The organism is Variovorax sp. P5_A3 (assembly GCF_056400665.1).
In genome coordinates, this window is record NZ_JBFUKW010000006.1 from 124,577 (window position 1) to 140,601 (window position 16,025).

17 protein-coding genes are annotated in these 16,025 nt (G+C 67.0%); 13 read left to right on the forward strand and 4 right to left on the reverse strand.

Translation table 11 applies throughout. The annotated features are described in order from the left end of the window. The 3 genes from AC1D3B_RS11505 to AC1D3B_RS11515 form a co-directional block, all read right to left on the reverse strand. Entirely contained in the window at positions 1-468 is a 468-nt protein-coding gene (locus tag AC1D3B_RS11505; RefSeq protein WP_478190796.1) for a MarR family winged helix-turn-helix transcriptional regulator, read from the reverse strand. A 120-nt stretch (positions 469-588) separates the two neighbouring features. Further along, positions 589-1,521: a 3,5-dioxohexanoate:acetyl-CoA acetone transferase gene (gene kce, locus AC1D3B_RS11510; RefSeq protein WP_478190797.1), complete on the reverse strand. Its 933-nt coding sequence runs from the start codon at positions 1,519-1,521 to the stop codon at positions 589-591. Positions 1,522-1,545: 24 nt separating this feature from the next. Further along, positions 1,546-2,460, reverse strand: coding sequence for an SDR family NAD(P)-dependent oxidoreductase (locus AC1D3B_RS11515; RefSeq protein WP_478190798.1), 915 nt, complete (start codon positions 2,458-2,460; stop codon positions 1,546-1,548). 139 nt (positions 2,461-2,599) lie between these two features. On the opposite strand from AC1D3B_RS11515, the gene AC1D3B_RS11520 reads away from it, so the two are divergent. From AC1D3B_RS11520 to AC1D3B_RS11560, 9 genes are all read left to right on the forward strand, one after another. Further along, complete coding sequence (locus tag AC1D3B_RS11520; RefSeq protein WP_478190799.1) at positions 2,600-4,078, forward strand: 3-oxoacyl-[acyl-carrier-protein] synthase III C-terminal domain-containing protein; 1,479 nt, start codon at positions 2,600-2,602, stop codon at positions 4,076-4,078. Then, a complete protein-coding gene (locus AC1D3B_RS11525; protein WP_478190800.1) occupies positions 4,079-5,284 on the forward strand; it encodes an acetyl-CoA acetyltransferase in 1,206 nt (401 codons plus the stop codon). A gap of 51 nt (positions 5,285-5,335) precedes the next feature. Then, on the forward strand, positions 5,336-6,106 hold the full coding sequence (locus AC1D3B_RS11530) for a glucose 1-dehydrogenase (RefSeq protein ID WP_478190801.1): 771 nt from the start codon (positions 5,336-5,338) through the stop codon (positions 6,104-6,106). Between the two features lie 13 nt (positions 6,107-6,119). Next, positions 6,120-6,914 carry an enoyl-CoA hydratase-related protein gene (locus AC1D3B_RS11535; RefSeq protein WP_478190802.1) on the forward strand — a complete coding sequence of 265 codons (795 nt, stop codon included), beginning with the start codon at positions 6,120-6,122 and terminating at the stop codon, positions 6,912-6,914. A gap of 106 nt (positions 6,915-7,020) precedes the next feature. Further along, on the forward strand, positions 7,021-8,550 hold the full coding sequence (locus AC1D3B_RS11540; protein ID WP_478190803.1) for an enoyl-CoA hydratase-related protein: 1,530 nt from the start codon (positions 7,021-7,023) through the stop codon (positions 8,548-8,550). After that, entirely contained in the window at positions 8,547-8,999 is a 453-nt protein-coding gene (locus tag AC1D3B_RS11545; protein ID WP_478190804.1) for a MaoC family dehydratase N-terminal domain-containing protein, read from the forward strand. Before AC1D3B_RS11540 ends, AC1D3B_RS11545 begins: the two co-directional genes overlap by 4 nt. After that, positions 8,996-9,388, forward strand: coding sequence for a MaoC family dehydratase (locus AC1D3B_RS11550; protein ID WP_478190805.1), 393 nt, complete (start codon positions 8,996-8,998; stop codon positions 9,386-9,388). Before AC1D3B_RS11545 ends, AC1D3B_RS11550 begins: the two co-directional genes overlap by 4 nt. Further along, the gene (locus AC1D3B_RS11555) at positions 9,385-10,623 is read left to right on the forward strand and encodes an acetyl-CoA hydrolase/transferase family protein (RefSeq protein WP_478190806.1); all 1,239 of its coding nucleotides are present in this window, start codon (positions 9,385-9,387) and stop codon (positions 10,621-10,623) included. Before AC1D3B_RS11550 ends, AC1D3B_RS11555 begins: the two co-directional genes overlap by 4 nt. After that, on the forward strand, positions 10,620-11,114 hold the full coding sequence (locus tag AC1D3B_RS11560) for a PaaI family thioesterase (protein ID WP_478190807.1): 495 nt from the start codon (positions 10,620-10,622) through the stop codon (positions 11,112-11,114). The genes AC1D3B_RS11555 and AC1D3B_RS11560 overlap by 4 nt, the downstream gene beginning before the upstream one ends. 7 nt (positions 11,115-11,121) lie before the next feature. Here AC1D3B_RS11560 and AC1D3B_RS11565 read toward each other — a convergent pair whose 3' ends face one another. Further along, positions 11,122-12,150, reverse strand: coding sequence for an NADP-dependent oxidoreductase (locus tag AC1D3B_RS11565; protein WP_478190808.1), 1,029 nt, complete (start codon positions 12,148-12,150; stop codon positions 11,122-11,124). A gap of 118 nt (positions 12,151-12,268) precedes the next feature. On the opposite strand from AC1D3B_RS11565, the gene AC1D3B_RS11570 reads away from it, so the two are divergent. Genes AC1D3B_RS11570 through AC1D3B_RS11585 form a run of 4 tightly spaced genes read left to right on the forward strand, consistent with a single transcriptional unit; the run spans position 12,269 to position 16,016 of the window. Beyond that, positions 12,269-12,721 (forward strand): MaoC family dehydratase, encoded by a 453-nt coding sequence (locus AC1D3B_RS11570; protein WP_478159749.1) that lies wholly within the window; start codon positions 12,269-12,271, stop codon positions 12,719-12,721. Further along, the gene (locus AC1D3B_RS11575) at positions 12,718-13,599 is read left to right on the forward strand and encodes an HpcH/HpaI aldolase/citrate lyase family protein (RefSeq protein ID WP_478190809.1); all 882 of its coding nucleotides are present in this window, start codon (positions 12,718-12,720) and stop codon (positions 13,597-13,599) included. Before AC1D3B_RS11570 ends, AC1D3B_RS11575 begins: the two co-directional genes overlap by 4 nt. Before the next feature lie 34 nt (positions 13,600-13,633). Then, positions 13,634-14,800, forward strand: a complete 1,167-nt coding sequence (locus AC1D3B_RS11580) for an acyl-CoA dehydrogenase family protein (RefSeq protein ID WP_478190810.1) — start codon at positions 13,634-13,636, stop codon at positions 14,798-14,800. A 16-nt stretch (positions 14,801-14,816) separates the two neighbouring features. Continuing rightward, a complete protein-coding gene (locus AC1D3B_RS11585; RefSeq protein ID WP_478190811.1) occupies positions 14,817-16,016 on the forward strand; it encodes an acyl-CoA dehydrogenase family protein in 1,200 nt (399 codons plus the stop codon). Positions 16,017-16,025 lie beyond the last annotated feature (9 nt).

The following is a 16,025-nucleotide window of genomic DNA, read 5'->3' on the forward strand; positions in this document are numbered from 1 at the left end:
TCAGGCCGTCTCGGTGGCCTGGAGATAGGTCAGCAGGTTGCGCTTCATGGCGTCCAGGGTGGTCGCCGCGGCCTCGAGCTTGGTGTCGGCCAGTCCGTCCAGGATCTGCTCGTTGAGCTGGTGGCTGACCTTGCGCATCCTGGTGATCAGCTGCTTGCTCTTGGGCTCGAGGAAGACCCGGTTCACGCGCCGGTCGGTGGCATCGGCATCGCGCCGCACGAGTCCGGATTTTTCCAGGCGGTCGATCAGCCCGCCGACGGCCACCTTGCCCAGGTCGAGCTCTTCGGCCAGCTGCGACTGCGTCATGCCGTCCTCGCGCGACAGGTAGGCCAGCACCCACCATTGCGACCGGGTCACGTTCAGCGGCTTCAGGCACCGATCGAAGGCGCTGCGTCGCAAGCGCGAGACGTCATGGATCAGGAAGCCGAGCCGGAGCTCCCAGTCGGTCGAATGCGGATCTGTTGCCATGGTGCGCCGCTCGCCGCGGGCGGCGAGTCTATTACTGTAATGATGCGTACATTCTAGCAACTGACTTTAAGCGCGTGCAGTCCGGCATGCGACAGGCGCCCGCAGGACCGCACCGGCGCGCTAGAAGGCAACGGCGTCCTTGCCCTTGAGCTGCAGGATCTCGCGCGCCTCGGCCGGCGTCGCGACTGCCAGCCCCAGGCCTTCGATGATCTCGCGCGCCTTGCGCACCTGTTGCGCGTTCGATTCGGCCAGCTTGCCCGCGCCGATCCACAGGCTGTCTTCCAGTCCGACCCGGACGTTGCCACCCATCGAGGCCGACATCGCCGCGATCGGCATCTGGCTGCGCCCCGCCCCCAGCACCGACCAGCGGTAGTCGCTGCCGAAAAGCCGGTCGGCCGTGCGCTTCATGTGCATGACATCGTCGGGGTGGCTACCGATCCCGCCGAGGATGCCGAACACCGTCTGGACGAAGAACGGCGCCTTGACCAGGCCGCGATCGACGAAGTGCGCGAGGTTGTACAGGTGCGAGGTGTCGTAGCACTCGAACTCGTAGCGGGTGTCGTTGACCGACAGCTCGGTGAGCACCGTCTCCAGGTCGCCGTAGGTGTTGCGGAAGATCAAGTCCTTGCTGCCCTCGAGGTAGGGGCGCTCCCAGTCGAACTTGAATTCCTTGAAGCGCTGCAGCATCGGGAACAGGCCGAAATTCATCGTGCCCATGTTCATCGACGCAACCTCGGGCTTGAGCACCTTGGCCGGTTGCATGCGCTCCTGCACGGTCATGTAGGGCGAGCCGCCGGTCGTCAGATTGATGACCGCATCCGAGCGGGCCTTGATGTCCTTCAGGAAAGGAACGAAGGCCTCGGGCCGCTGGTCCGGCTTGCCTGTGACGGGGTCGCGCGCATGCAGGTGGATGATGGCCGCGCCCGCCTCGACGGCGCCGACCGCGGCGTCCGCGATCTCCTTGGCCGTGATCGGCAAGTACTGCGACATCGAGGGCGTGTGGATCGCGCCGGTCACGGCGCAGGTGATGATGACTTTGCGTTGGCTGGACATTCGAGTCTCCTTGGTTTTCGGGGTCTAGACGGGGTCCCAGGTGAACACATCGCCCGATCGATCGAGCGGGAAGAAGCTGGCGCGCAGCATCGGCAGCGCGGTGTCGAGCACGCCTTCGGGCGTCCAGCCTTCGCCGCAGTGTGCACTGCGAATCGGCCGCGGCTGGCTGAAGAGGTAGATCTCGTTGTTGCGCACGCCGAAGATCTGCCCGCTGACATCGCTGGCCCCATCGGCGCAGAGACCCACGACGAAGGGTGCGATCTTCTCGGGCACCAGTTTCTTGAGGCCTTCCGCCCGCTTCTTCTGCTCCGGCGTTTCACTCGGGATCGAGTCGATCATGCGCGTCCAGGCGAAGGGTGCCACGGCGTTCGAGCGGACGCCGAACTTCTGCATGTCCAGTGCGATCGACTTCGACAGCCCCGCGATCCCGAGCTTGGCCGCGCTGTAGTTGGCCTGGCCGAAATTGCCGATCAGCCCGGAGGTGGACGTCATGTGCACATAGACGCCGCTGCCCTGCTGCTTGAAGTGCGGCGCTGCGGCCCGGCTGACATTGAAGCTGCCCTTCAGGTGCACGGCCAGCACCTGGTCGAACTCAGGCTCGCTCATTCGATGGAACATGACGTCGCGCAGAATGCCGGCGTTGTTGACGACGATGTCGATGCGGCCAAAGGCGTTGAGGGCGGCCTCGACCATCCGGTTAGCCGCGCCCCAGTCCGCGACCGAGCCACCGTCGGCGATGGCGTCGCCGCCCACGGCCTTGATGGCCGAGACGACCTCGTTCGCGGGTTGCTCCTGGTCCGGCTGGCCGTCGAGCGATGCGCCCAGGTCGTTGACGACCACCTTGGCCCCCGCGGCCGCCATGGCCAGCGCGATGCCGCGTCCGAGGCCCCGGCCGCCGCCCGTGACCAGCGCCACTTTGCCTTCCAGTAGTTTGCTCAATTCAAGTCTCCTTGGGGTGCAGCCGTCGAGGGTAAACCCCTGTTCATCCTCGAACTTCCGGCTTGCGGAAATATCGTGCGCTAGCGTACCATGCACCACATGATCATGTACAGCAGGCGTTCGCCAGACGCCATCATCCATGAGTGATTCCGACACCGCATTCGGCCTGCTGGCCACCACCCGCTATGTGCCCCGCTTGCGCCTGGAACGCAGCGAGGTGGCCGCGCAGCACCGCTGGATGGCGCCGGGGCTCAAGTCGCTCGCGAAGGGGCAGCGCGCCATGGCCAACTGGGACGAGGACGTCGTGACGATGGCGGTCGAAGCCGGTCGCACGCTGCTCGCGTCGATGCCCGCGTCCGACGCGACGGAACTGACCCTGGCCTCCACCACCCTTCCCTTCGCGGACCGCCTCAATGCCGGGATCGTCGCCGCTGCGGTGGGACTCGGCGCCGAAGCCGTCGTGCGCGATGTCGCATCGAGTGCGCGCGCGGCACTGACCGAACTGGCCGCCACCCTGCGCCATCCGGCGCCGGATGCAACGCGCATCATTGTCGCGGCCGAACGCCGAACTGCGAAACCTGCCAGCGCGCAGGAACTGATCTTCGGAGATGGCGCCGCGGCGGCGTGCATTGGAACCGGGGCTGCGATCGCCACTTTCGTCGCGGCGCGCAGCCTGCATGCCGATCTGGTCGACCATTTCCGCCAATCGGGCGAGGCACATGACTACGGCTGGGAGGAGCGCTGGATTCGCGACGAGGGCTACATGAAGCTCGCCGCCGACACCATCCGGCAGTGCCTGGACGACGCCGGCGTGAGCGCCTCGGACGTGAGCCACTTCGCGCTGCCGGTGCCGCTGCCGCGCATCAACGAAGCGGTCGCCAAGCGTGTTGGCATCGCGCCGTCGGCGCTCGTCGCCACGGCTTCTGATGCGGTCGGCGATCTCGGCTGCGCGCAACCGCTGGCCATGCTCGACATCGCGGTGCGCGCTGCGGAGCCGGGTGCGCTGATCCTCGTCGCGGCTTTCGGCAGCGGCTGCGACGTTCTGCTCCTCAAGCGCACGGCCGCGCCCTGCCCGGGCAGCGCCCCCGACGCGGGCAAGTCCGAGACCAGCTACCTCAAGTACCTGTCGTTCACCGGCCAGATCGAACTTGCCTGGGGCATGCGCGCCGAGATGGACAACAAGACCGCACTGACCGCCGCGTGGCGCGATCATGCACGCACCGAGCGCTTCGAGGGCGGGCGCTGCAAGCGCTGCGGCACCGTGCAGTTCCCGCGCTCGCGGGTGTGCGTCAATCCGGCCTGCCGCGCTCAGGACACCCAACAGCCCACCAGCCTGGCCGATGTGCCGGCCCGCGTGATGTCGCACACCACCGACTTCCTGGGCTACACGCCCGACCCACCGTTCCAGTTCGGCCACATCGACTTCGAGGGTGGTGGCCGTGTGCTGATGGAGTTCACTGACACCGATGTCGGCGAACTCGCCGTCGGCGTGCCGCTGCGCATGGTCTACCGCGTGAAGGAGTTCGATCACAACCGCGGCTTCCGGCGCTATTTCTGGAAGGCGACGCCCACGCGCGCCGGCGCGAGCGGCGCCCCATCCACCCCGGAGAGCAAGTAAATGGCCAGCGGAATCCGCGACAAGGTCGCCATCATCGGCATGGGCTGCACGCGCTTCGGAGAGCGCTGGGATTGCGGTCCCGAAGACCTCATGCTCGAAGCCTTCAACGAAGCCGTCGCCGACGCCGGCATCGACGCGGGCCAGATCGAGGCCGCATGGTTCGGCGTCTGCCTCGAGGAGAACAACGTCGGCAAGACCGCCGGTCCGCTCGCGCAGGCGTTGCGGCTGCCGCGCATCGCCGCGACGCGCGTCGAGAACGCCTGCGCCACCGGCACCGAGGCGCTGCGCGGCGCGGCTTACGCGGTGGCCGCGGGCGCCTACGACATCGTGCTCGCGCTCGGTGTCGAGAAGCTCAAGGACACTGGCTACGGCGGCCTGCCGGCGCGCACGCGCGGCGTCGCCAACGACCTCTGGCTGCCGAACTCGACCGCGCCCGGCGCCTTCGCGCAACTGGCCTCGGCCTACGCGGCCAAGCACGGCGTCGCGATGGCGGATCTCCGGCGCGCCATGGCCCACATCTCGGTCAAGAGCCACGCCAATGCGGCGCTGAATCCCAAAGCGCACCTGCGCAACAAGATCACCGAGGAGGACGTACTCAAGGCGATGACCATCGCCGCCCCGCTCGGGCTGTACGACTGCAGCGGGGTCAGCGACGGCTCGGCCTGCGCCATCCTCACGACGCCCGAGATCGCGCGCGCCCTCAAGGCGAACGCCGAGATCGTGACCGTCAAAGCGCTCGAGATCTCGGTCAGCAACGGCGAGGAGGCCAGCTTCAACAACTGGGACGGCGCGAACATCGCCACGGCAAAGACGGCCGCCGAGCGCGCGTACCGTGCGGCCGGCATCAGCGAGCCGCGCCGCCAGATCCAGATGGCCGAGGTGCACGACTGCTTTTCGATCACCGAGGCGGTGCTGATGGAGGACCTCGGTTTCAGCGCATCTGGCCGCGTGATCCACGACGTGCTCGACGGCGTGTTCGATCTTGACGGCGCCTTGCCCGTCGTGCCCGATGGCGGGCTGAAGTGCTTCGGCCATCCGATCGGCGCGTCCGGCTTGCGCATGGTCTACGAGGTCTACCAGCAGATCCATGGCCGAGCGGGCGAGCGCCAACTCAAGAACGTCGACCGCGGCCTCACGCAGAACCTCGGTGGTCATCCCCACCAGAACGTGAGTGCTGTCGCCATCATCGGCCGCGCGGGCGCCTGAGCGCACGGCCGAATCGAATTCCCATTCCCCTTTTTCAACTGGAGACTTCCCATGCGAGGACTGAAAGGCAAGAAGGCCATCGTGACCGGCGCAGGCAGCGGCATCGGCCGCGCCATCGCGCTGCGACTCGGCGCCGAAGGCGCGATTGTCGGCGTGTTCGACATCAATCCGGCCGGCGCCGCCGAGACCGTCAAGGCGATCGAGGCCACGGACGGCAAGGCGATCGCGGTGACCTGCGACATCACGGACTACGCAGCCGTGACCTCGGCCGTGGCGAGCTTCGAGAGCCAGGCCGGCGCGGGCACCGACATCCTCGTCAACAACGCTGGCTGGGACACGCCCATGCCCTTCCTGAAGACCGAGGAGGCCTTCTGGAAGAAAGTCACCGCAATCAACTGGTTCGGCCCGCTGCACATGACGCACGCGGTCGCCAAGGGCATGGCCGAGCGCAAGAGCGGCCGCGTGGTCAACATCGCTTCGGACGCCGGCCGTGTCGGCTCGACCGGCGAGGTCGTCTACTCCGGCTGCAAGGGCGCGACGATCGCATTCGCGAAGGCCTTGGCGCGCGAGGTCGCTCGCAGCAATGTCACCGTCAATACAGTGTGCCCCGGCCCGACCGACACCCCGGCCATGGACGCCTTCGTCGGCACCGGCGAGCAGGGCCAGAAGATCCGCGACGCGATGGTGCGCGGGGTGCCGCTCGGCCGCATCGGCGTGCCCGACGACTACCCCGGTATCGTGGCCTTCCTGGCCAGCGACGATGCCGCCTTCATCACCGGCCAGACGATCAGCGTCTCGGGCGGCCTCAGCATGCATGGATAACAGGAGCAGAAAGATGAGCAAGGACTACAAGGACATCCTCTACGAAGTGCGCGACGGCGTCGTGAGCATCACGATCAATCGGCCCGACGTCTACAACGCATTCCGCAACCAGACGCTCGAAGAACTGATCGACGGCCTGCGCCGCGCCGACGAGGAAAAGAGTGCCAACGTGATGGTGCTCTCGGGCGCCGGCGACAAGGCCTTCTGCACTGGCGGGGACCAGAAGGTGCACTTGAGCGAGGACGGGCTCTATGGTCCGCGCGGCACCGTCGGCATGCCGATCGAGGAAATGCAGACCGCTCTGCGCGACCTGCGCAAGGTTTCCATCGCCAAGGTGCAGGGCTTCGCGATCGGCGGTGGAAACGTTTTCGCCACGCTGTGCGACCTGACCATCGCGAGCGAGAAGGCCACCTTCGGCCAGGTCGGCCCGAAGGTCGGCTCGGTCGATCCGGGCTGGGGCACCGCCTACCTCGCGCGCATCGTCGGCGAGAAGAAGGCCCGCGAGATCTGGTTCCTCTGCCGCAAGTACAGCGCCGCGGAGGCCGAGAAGATGGGCCTCGTCAACAAGGTCGTGCCCCACGACCAGCTCGACGCCGAAGTGGCGCAGTGGTGCAAGGAAATCAACGAGATGAGCCCGACTGCACTCGCGATCGCGAAGCGTTCGTTCAACGCCGACAGCGAGAACATCCGCGGCATCGGCTTCCTCGGTATCCAGACGGTCAAGCACTACTACCAGACCGAAGAATCGAAAGAAGGGGTGCGCGCCTTCAACGAGCGTCGCAAGGCCGACTTCAAGAAGTACGCCTGACCCCCAGGCTCGTGCACTTCGTGTCACTCTCCACCCCCTTGCAGGGGGCGACACCGGCGGCCCGGCAAAGCCGGTTCCGCGGTATCCCTTGAATGGATCGCGACGTATGGAAACGCTCATTCACACTCTCCTCGAATCGGATGGCGTGCTCGTCGCCACCATCGACATGCCGGGCCGCACGATGAACGTGTTCTCGGCGGACCTGATGGATGCGCTCGATGCGCTGATGGACCGGGTCGATAGCGACTCAGCGGTGCGCAGCGTGGTGCTGACCTCGGGCAAGCCGACCTTCCTGGCAGGCGCCGATCTCGTGATGGTGCGCGGTTACACCGACCGCGCGAAGACCGGTACGCACGAGGAACTGTTCGCCATGTGCGGCCGGCTAGGCCGGCAGTTCGTCCGGCTCGAAGAATCGGCCAAGCCGTGGGTGGCCGCAGTGAACGGTATCGCACTGGGCGGCGGGCTCGAACTGGCCCTCGCGTGCCGCGTACGGCTGGTGACCGACGAGCCGCGCGCGCAGATCGGCGTGCCCGAAGTGCGATGGGGCCTGTTGCCGGGTGCCGGCGGCACACAGCGGCTGCCGCGCCTGGCGGGCTTCGACGCAGCGCTCGACCTGCTGCTGAGCGGCCGCTCGATCGCTCCGGCCGATGCGGTGCGACTCGGCATCTTTGCCCGCGCGCTGCCGGCGTCGCAACTCGTGGACGAGGCCCGCGCGGTCGCACGCGCGCTGCATGACAAGCCGTTTGACGTGACGGCGAAGTTCGCCCACCTCGCGCAGACCGATGTGCCGGACTACACCGCCGAAGGGGCGCGCGCTATCGCCCTCAAGCAGGGCGTCAGCCCTGACGATTTCGACCGCTACCTCGCATACAGCGCCATCGTCGACAGTGTGCTCAAAGGCGCGAGGCTCCCGCTCGCCGAAGCGACCGACGTGGAGATGACGCAGTTCCTTCGCCTCATGTTCAATCCAGTCGCCGGCCATATGGTGCGCACCCTGTTTCTCGAACGCCTGCGCGCGGAGCGCGAACTGGCGCCGCCGAAGGGCACGGGCGTCGAGCGCATCGAAGTGGGCGCATTGGGCACCGCCCACAAGGCATGGGCCGATGCGCTGGCCAGAGCGAAGGTGGCGCAGTCGGCCAACGCGTCGCTGCCGGAAGGGGCCCTCGATATCGTCGACCTGCAAGGCGGCCGCCATCGTGTGGCGCTCGCAACCCTTGACACAACCGCTTCGTCCGCTTCAGCGCTGGCGCTGCTTGCGCCCGTCGGGCCGTATGGACGCGTGATCGAGATCATCAGCGCGGACGATGCGGCGGCGACCGCCATCGCCGCCCTGGCACCGCGTCTCGGCGCGTTGCCATGGCGGACCCCGGGTCCGGCCAGCGTGCTGCAGCGGCTGCGCGGTGCATCGTTCGAAGAGCAGGCCCGCACGGCCGTCCAATGCGCGGCAACGCCGGGCGCGGGTGACGTGGCCTTCCTCGATGTCGCGGCCTGCCTGGCGGGCGTGACACCGGCCTGGAGCGGCGGCCCGCTGAGCTGGCTCTGGGCCGAGCGCGCCAAGGTCGTGCCCGGCTTCGACGCGGGAACGCGAGACGCCTGGAATCGGCTCCAGCCCGCCCTGCACCGCACCTTCGCATGATCGACCGGACACGCATCGGCTTCGAAACCGAGGCCACCACGGCGGACATCGACGGCTGGCGCGTGAAGCTCTTCTGCCAGGCGATCGGCGAGGACGACCCGGTCTACCGGGATCCGGAAGCCGCACGCGCCGCGGGCCATCCGACGTGCCCGGTGCCACCGACCTTCCTGAAGGCGGTCGAGGGGGAGCACTTCAGCAGCGCGCAGCTGATGGCGCTGCTCCAGGTGCCGCTGCGCGGCGTGCTGCATGCGGAACAGAGCTTCGATCATCTTGTGCCGGTCTACGTCGGCGACCGCATCGAAGTCAGCCGCAAGGTGGCTGACATCTTCGACAAGAAACACGGAGCCTTCACCTTCATCGTCGTCGACACGGACTACCGCCGCGCGGGGCAGCCCGTGGCAAGCAGCCGACAGACGATCCTGGTACGCAACGCGCTGGAGGCGACATGAGCGCCCTTCCCGAGAAGCTCGAACTGCGCTGCGGACCCGTCACGGCAGTCGACCTCGCGCTGTTCGCCGCCGCCTCGGGCGATCACAACCCGCTTCACCTCGACGTCGAGGCGGCACGCGCCGCCGGATTCGATCGCCCCCTGGTGCACGGCATGTTGACCATGGCGTACACGGCGCGCCTCTTCACGAAGACCTTCGGCGCGGGCAGCGTGCGGCACCTCCACACGCGGTTCACCGGCGCCGCCCGGCTCGGCGATACGGTGGTGCTGAGCGCGACGCTGGCGGGCACCGAGGGGGAACTCGGACTCTATGACCTCGACGCACGCACGACTGAAGGCGTCGAACTGGTATCCGGCAAGGCGCGGGTGACGATGGGACCGACACGATGAGCCGGCTGATCGACGCGTTGCGCCCCGGCATGCGGGTGTTCGTGCCAACGTTGAGCACCGAGTCGTCGCTGCTGATCGACGAACTGCGCGTCGATCCGGAACGTGCCCGTGGCGTGGTCTTCACCGGCGTCCAGTTTCCGGGCATCGATCGTGCCGACTACCTGGCGATGCATCCTGAGGCGCGACAGACGGCCTTCTTCATGACACGCCCGGTGCGCGCCGGCCTGCTCGAAGGGCGCGCCGAACTGCTGTCGCTCGACTACCTCGGTATCGCGCGGCACCTTCGCAACGCCGCGCCGATGGACCTGGCCATTGCCCATCTCACACCGCCCGATGCCGAGGGATGGTGCAGTCCTGGCCTCGCGAGCGATTTCATCCCGCTGGTCTGGGCGCGCGCCAGGAAGCGCGTTGCGCACCTCAATCCGCGCATGCCGCGCACGCAGGGCTCGTTCCGCGTCCATGTCTCGGAACTGGATGCGGCCGTCGAAGCCGATGCGCCGCTCAACGACTTCATCGATTCGCCCTCCGGCGAGTTGGAAGCGCGGATCGGCCGGCATGTCGCCGCGTTGGTGCGGGACGGCGACACCCTCCAGTTCGGCATCGGCTCCGTCCCGCTGGCGCTGGCCGGTGCCCTGAGCGCGCATCGCGGGCTGCGCTTTCATGGGGGGCTGGTGTCGAGCGCCCTGCAGACGCTGTGGGAAGCCGGTGCCATGGACCGCGACGCGCCGATCACCACCGGTGTGGTGCTGGGCGATGCGTCCTTTCATGACTTCGTCGGGCGCCTCGCTTCGTTGCGCGTGGTCGACGTGACGAGGACGCACGACCCGGCCATCGTCGCGGCGATCCCGCGCTTCGTCGCCATCAACGCCGCGGCCGAGGTCGACCTGTTCGGCCAGGTCAATGGCGAACGCGTGGGCGGAATGATCCAGGCGGGCGCGGGCGGGTTGCCGGCCTTCGCGCAGGGCGCATTGGCATCGCCGGGCGGCCGGCTCCTGATCTGCCTGGGCGCGACCGCGCGCAAAGGCAGCGTCTCGCGCATCGTGCCCGTCCTGGGCGACCAGGGCCTGTGCACCTTGCCGCGCTATCTTGCGGACGCCGTGGTCACCGAGCATGGCATCGCGGAACTCCGGGACTTGTCGCTCGATGCGCGGGCCGAGGCCTTGATCGGCATCGCGGCGCCCGAGCACCGCGCGAGCCTGCAGGAAGCCTGGCGCGCGATCCGCAAGGCCGCATGACGACCATGACACAGGCTCCGCACCCTGCGCCACCTCCGCCCGGCTTCGAAGCCGTGGAACTGGGCGGCACTTTCGCGACCGTCAACGGACCGCTGTTCGCGCGCTGGTACGGTGAACGCCTGCAACTGGGCTTCCGCGTCGGTCCCGGACACGTCAATCCCGGGCAGAACTGCCACGGCGGCATGCTATGCACCTTCGCCGACGTCCTCATCTCGACCGCGGCGCAGTACCAGACCGACATCCCGCGCCAGTTCCTCCCGACGATCAGCCTGCAGGTCGACTTCCTTGCCGTCGCGCCGCTGGGGAGTTGGGTCCAGGGGCAGGCTGAAATCCTGCAGGTGACGCGAAACCTGATCTTCTCGCAAGGCCTGATCGAATCGGACGGACAGGTGGTGATGCGCGCGAGCGGCGTGTTCCGGCGCGGCCCGCTGCTGCCTGAATCCGCCGATGACCAGGCATTGCGGCTGCCCGGAATGCCGCAGCGCGGGTAGTCTGCGCTCAGTGCGCTTCGGCGTCGTCAAACAGGCGGATCAGCCGCTTGCCGAGGTTGTCGCCGCGGTAGAGCCCGGCGATCGCGTCCGGCGCGTGCTCGATGCCGTCCAGCACCTCTTCGATATAGCGCAGGCTGCCGCTGCGTAGCCACGCGGCAAGATCGGCGCGCGCACCGTCGCCGTATTCAGGGTGGTCGAAGATCACAAAGCCCTGCATGCGCGCACGCTTGGTGAGCAGATGGCGTTCCACGCGAGGGCCCTGTGGCGGCGGGTCCCAACTTGCGACTGACGCGGTACCGCAGATCACGATGCGCGCACCGACGTTGAGGTGCGCCATCACGGCGTCGCTGATCGGGCCCGCCGTGTTGTCGTAGTAGACGTCGACGCCACTGGCGCAGGCCTCGGCCAGTCGCTGCCCGAAATCGGCTGCCTTGTAGTCGACCGCCGCGTCATAGCCGAAGCGCTCCAGGCAAAGCGCCCGCTTTGCGGCGCCGCCCGCGATGCCGACGGCACGGCATCCCTTGAACCGCGCGATCTGCCCCACGCACGACCCGACAGCACCCGCGGCGGTCGAAACGACCACCGTCTCGCCGGCGCGCGGCTGGCCCAGTTCGAGCAACCCGTAGTGGGCGGTGACGCCATTGATCCCCATCACGCCCAGCGCGGTCGACATCGGCAGATCGTCTTCGACGATGCGTCGCTGGATGGCGGCACCATCGACCACCGCGTAGTCCTGCCAACCGAAGAGCCCCGTCACCGCGGTGCCGACAGGCCATGCCGGATCGTTCGATTCGACGATCCGCCCGGCGGCGAAGCTGCGCATGACGGCGCCGATGGCCACGGGCTCCGAATAGTTGGCCGCGGCACTGACCCAGCCGCGCATCGCCGGCTCGACCGACAGCCAGATGTTGCGTACCAGCACCTGGCCCGGCCCAGGAGACGCCAACGGTGTCTCGACGATCTCGAAATGTTCCCTCTGCGGGATGCCGACAGGGCGGCTTTTCAGGCGGACCTGGCGATTGGTGCGTGGGTTCATCGAATTGTCTCCATCAAGGTTCCACCCGAGTTGCAAAGCTGCGAGAGTTGCTATAGTACACATGCGTACCATGCACATCCATACGCTGTAGCAACTTTCTATTCATGAGGTAATCCCGATGGCAGGCCGCTGGTTTGAGGAATTCGAAGTCGGTCAGACCTTCGACCACGAGATCCGTCGCACGGTGACCGAGGCCGACAACATGTGGTTCAGCAACGCCACCTGCAATCCCGCGGCGATCCACATCGACGCAGAGTACTGCAAGGGCACGGAGTTCGGCCGGCCGCTGGTCAACAGCATCTTCACGCTCGGGCTGGTGATCGGACTGTCAGTACAGGAGACGACGCTCGGCACGACGGTGGCCAATCTCGGCATGACCGACACGCGTTTTCCGGGCCCGGTGTTCGCAGGCGACACGATCCGTTCGCGCACCACCGTCAAGGAAGTGCGCGAGAGCAAGTCGCGTCCGAATGCCGGCATCGTGACCTTTCTGCACCAAGGCCTGAACCAGCGCGGCGAAGAGGTGTGCGTCTGCACGCGCCAGGCTCTGATGTTGCGGAAGCCCCAATGAAGCCGCTCAAGCTCCGTTCGATGCTCTTCGTGCCGGCCGACAGCGAACGCAAGCTGGCAAAGTCGGTCGGCAATCCGGCCGACGTGCTGATCCTCGACCTGGAAGACTCGGTGGCGGATTCGCGCAAGGTCGGCGCGCGCGCCACCGCAGCCGAATTCATCGCCGCCCAGGCATCGATCATCGGCGCCAGCCTCTTCGTGCGCATCAATCCGCTCGACACCGCCCTGGCGATGGGCGACCTCGCCGCGATCGTCGTGCCCGGACTGGCCGGCATCATGCTGCCGAAGACGCGCAGCGTGGCCGACATCATGCGCCTCGCGCACTGTCTCGATGCCCTGGAGGCACGCGCCGGCATCACGCCGGGCACCGTGCGGATCGTGCCGGTCGCCACCGAGACACCGCAAGCCATGCTGACCATGCAGGGCTTCGCGGCCGGCCCCATCGAGCGCCTCGCGGGCATCACCTGGGGCGCCGAGGACATCTCGACGGCGATTGGCGCCGTGTCGAACCGCGACGAGGACGGCACCTTCTCGCCACTCTACGTCTGGGCCAATTCGCTGTGCCTCTGTGCGGCCGCGTCTGCCGGCGTGCCTCCGATCGACACGTTGCACGCCGACTTTCGCGACCCGGAAGGCCTCGCGGCCGCCTGTCGCGCATCGCGTCGTCGCGGCTTCCGCGGCCGCATCGCGATTCATCCGGACCAGGTCGCCATCATCAACGAAGCCTATACGCCCTCAGAGGCGGAGATCGCGCATGCCCGTCGCATCGTCGATGCCTTCGCCGCCGCGCCGGATGCCGGCACCCTGAGCCTGGACGGCGTGATGCTCGACAAGCCCCACCTGACGCAGGCGCTCGAGACCTTGCGGATGGCCGCCTAGACGGCCGCCAACACCAGGACCCATCGGAGACCTTATGGATTTCTCAATCAGTGAAGACCATCGTGCGATTCGCGACGGCGTGAGCGCAGTCGTTCGATCCTTCGACGACGAATATTGGCTCGCACGCGACGACGACGGCGAGTTTCCGCGTGCCTTCCACCGCGCGATGGCCGATGCAGGCTGGCTCGGCATCACGATGCCTCCGGAATACGGCGGCGCCGGCCTCGGCGTGACCGAAGCCGTGATCATGATGCACGAGGTCGCGAGCCATGGCGGCGGCATGGCGTCCGCATCGACGGTGCACATCAACCTCTTCGGGCCGCATCCGATCGTGGTCTTCGGCACGCCCGAGCAACGCCAGCGCTGGCTGCCGCGCCTGGTCGAAGGCAAGGACCAGTGCTGCTTCGGCTTCACCGAGCCCGATGCCGGTCTCAACACGACGGCGATCAAGACCTTCGCGCAGAAGGTTCCCGGCGGCTACCTGGTGCACGGCCAGAAGGTCTGGACCTCGACCGCGCAGGTCGCCAACAAGATCATGCTGCTGACGCGCACGACCAAGCTGGAAGACTGCAAGAAGCCGACCGACGGCATCACGATCTTCTACACCGACCTGGACCGCAGCAAAATCGACGTGCATCGCATCCCGAAGATGGGCCGCAAGGCGGTCGACTCGAACTCCATCTTCATCGATGGCCTGTTCATCCCCGAGGAAGACCGCGTCGGCGAGGAAGGCAAGGGCTTCTCGTACATCCTGCACAGCCTCAACCCCGAGCGTCTGCTGGTGGCGGCCGAAGCCGTGGCGATCGGTCAGGACGCGCTGCGCCGGGCCGCCAAATACGCCCGGGAGCGCGTCGTCTTCGACCGCCCCATTGGCCAGAACCAGGGCATCCAGCATCCGCTGGCCGAGCGCTGGATGGCGCTGGAGGCCGCATGGGCCATGGTGATGAAGGGCGCCTGGCTCTATGACCAGCACCAGCCCTGCGGCGCGGAGGCCAACACCGCCAAGTTCCTCGGCGCGCGCGCCGGTTTCGATTCGTGCATGCAGGCCGTGCTGACGCACGGCGGCTTCGGCTACGCGAAGGAATACCACGTCGAACGCCTGCTGCGCGAAGTGACGGTGACGCGAATCGCGCCCGTGACCGAGCAACTGATCATGTCGTTCATCGCCGAGAAGGTGCTCGACCTTCCCAAGTCCTACTGACCGCAAGGGAGCCAAGGTGTTCAAACGAAATCTCTTCAACGAAGACCACGAGTCATTCCGCAGCATGGTGCGTCGATTCATCGACAACGAGATCGCGCCCTACCACGCGCAATGGGAGGAGTCTGGCGTCGTGCCGCGGGAGCTGTGGCTGAAGGCCGGCGCGGCCGGCATGCTCTGCTGCACCGTGCCGGAGCAGTACGGCGGCGTCGGCGCCGACTACCTGTTCGACGTGGTGGTGTTCGAGGAGATGGCGCGCTCGGGCTTCTCGGGGCCCGGGTTCATGATCCATTGCGATCTGGTCGCCACCTACATCGCAAGTTTCGGCTCCGAAGCGCAGAAGAAGAAATGGCTCCCGCTGATGGTGACCGGCGAGGCCATCGGCTCGCTCGGCATGACCGAGCCCCATGCGGGATCGGACCTCAAGGCGATCCGGACCAAGGCCGTGCGCGACGGCGACGATTTCGTCATCTCCGGCCAGAAGGTCTTCATCTCGAACGGGCAACTGTGCGACGTGATCGTGCTCGCGACCAAGACCGATTCGACCGCCGGCGCCAAGGGCGTGACACTGTTTCTCGTCGACACCAGCCTGCCGGGCTTCCGTCGCGGCAAGAACCTGCACAAGCTCGGCATGAAGGCGCAGGACACATCGGAGCTCTTCTTCGACGAAGTGCGCGTGCCGGCCACCGCGATGCTCGGCGAAGAGGGGCGTGGCTTCGAGCTGATGATGACCAAACTCGCGCAGGAGCGGCTCGCGCAGGCCATCCGCTCCGCGACGGTCGCCGAGACGGTGATCGACTGGACGATCGACTACACCGGCAACCGCAAGGCCTTCGGCAAGACGATCGGCGATTTCCAGAACACGCAGTTCAAGATGGCCGAATTGAAGACAGAGGCTGTCGTCGGCCGGCAGTTCACCGACAAATGCATCGAGACCTTCATGAAGGGCGAACTCACCGCCGTCGACGCGGCGATGGCCAAGATGTGGCTCAGCAACATGCACTGCAAGGTTGTCGACGAATGCCTGCAGCTCTTCGGAGGTTGGGGCTACATGTGGGAGTATCCGATCGCGCGCGCCTACGCGGATGCGCGCATCGTCAAGATCGCCGGTGGTTCGATCGAGGTGATGAAGCACATCATCGGCCGCCAGCTTTTCAGCGAATTCCGCCCGGGCAAGGACGCCGCCGTCAACGGCATCGCGGGCGTCAATCCAGTCTAGGAGACTCGC

Bases quoted from the DNA above. Each gene is read 5' to 3' on its own strand.
- AC1D3B_RS11520 (WP_478190799.1), top strand. From the start codon at position 2,600: ATGAGTGATTCCGACACCGCATTCGGCCTGCTGGCCACCACCCGCTAT.
- kce (WP_478190797.1), bottom strand. From the start codon at position 1,521: ATGTCCAGCCAACGCAAAGTCATCATCACCTGCGCCGTGACCGGCGCG.
- AC1D3B_RS11535 (WP_478190802.1), top strand. From the start codon at position 6,120: ATGAGCAAGGACTACAAGGACATCCTCTACGAAGTGCGCGACGGCGTC.
- AC1D3B_RS11540 (WP_478190803.1), top strand. From the start codon at position 7,021: ATGGAAACGCTCATTCACACTCTCCTCGAATCGGATGGCGTGCTCGTC.
- AC1D3B_RS11525 (WP_478190800.1), top strand. From the start codon at position 4,079: ATGGCCAGCGGAATCCGCGACAAGGTCGCCATCATCGGCATGGGCTGC.
- AC1D3B_RS11580 (WP_478190810.1), top strand. From the start codon at position 13,634: ATGGATTTCTCAATCAGTGAAGACCATCGTGCGATTCGCGACGGCGTG.
- AC1D3B_RS11560 (WP_478190807.1), top strand. From the start codon at position 10,620: ATGACGACCATGACACAGGCTCCGCACCCTGCGCCACCTCCGCCCGGC.
- AC1D3B_RS11555 (WP_478190806.1), top strand. From the start codon at position 9,385: ATGAGCCGGCTGATCGACGCGTTGCGCCCCGGCATGCGGGTGTTCGTG.
- AC1D3B_RS11530 (WP_478190801.1), top strand. From the start codon at position 5,336: ATGCGAGGACTGAAAGGCAAGAAGGCCATCGTGACCGGCGCAGGCAGC.
- AC1D3B_RS11565 (WP_478190808.1), bottom strand. From the start codon at position 12,150: ATGAACCCACGCACCAATCGCCAGGTCCGCCTGAAAAGCCGCCCTGTC.
- AC1D3B_RS11570 (WP_478159749.1), top strand. From the start codon at position 12,269: ATGGCAGGCCGCTGGTTTGAGGAATTCGAAGTCGGTCAGACCTTCGAC.
- AC1D3B_RS11550 (WP_478190805.1), top strand. From the start codon at position 8,996: ATGAGCGCCCTTCCCGAGAAGCTCGAACTGCGCTGCGGACCCGTCACG.
- AC1D3B_RS11545 (WP_478190804.1), top strand. From the start codon at position 8,547: ATGATCGACCGGACACGCATCGGCTTCGAAACCGAGGCCACCACGGCG.
- AC1D3B_RS11575 (WP_478190809.1), top strand. From the start codon at position 12,718: ATGAAGCCGCTCAAGCTCCGTTCGATGCTCTTCGTGCCGGCCGACAGC.
- AC1D3B_RS11505 (WP_478190796.1), bottom strand. From the start codon at position 468: ATGGCAACAGATCCGCATTCGACCGACTGGGAGCTCCGGCTCGGCTTC.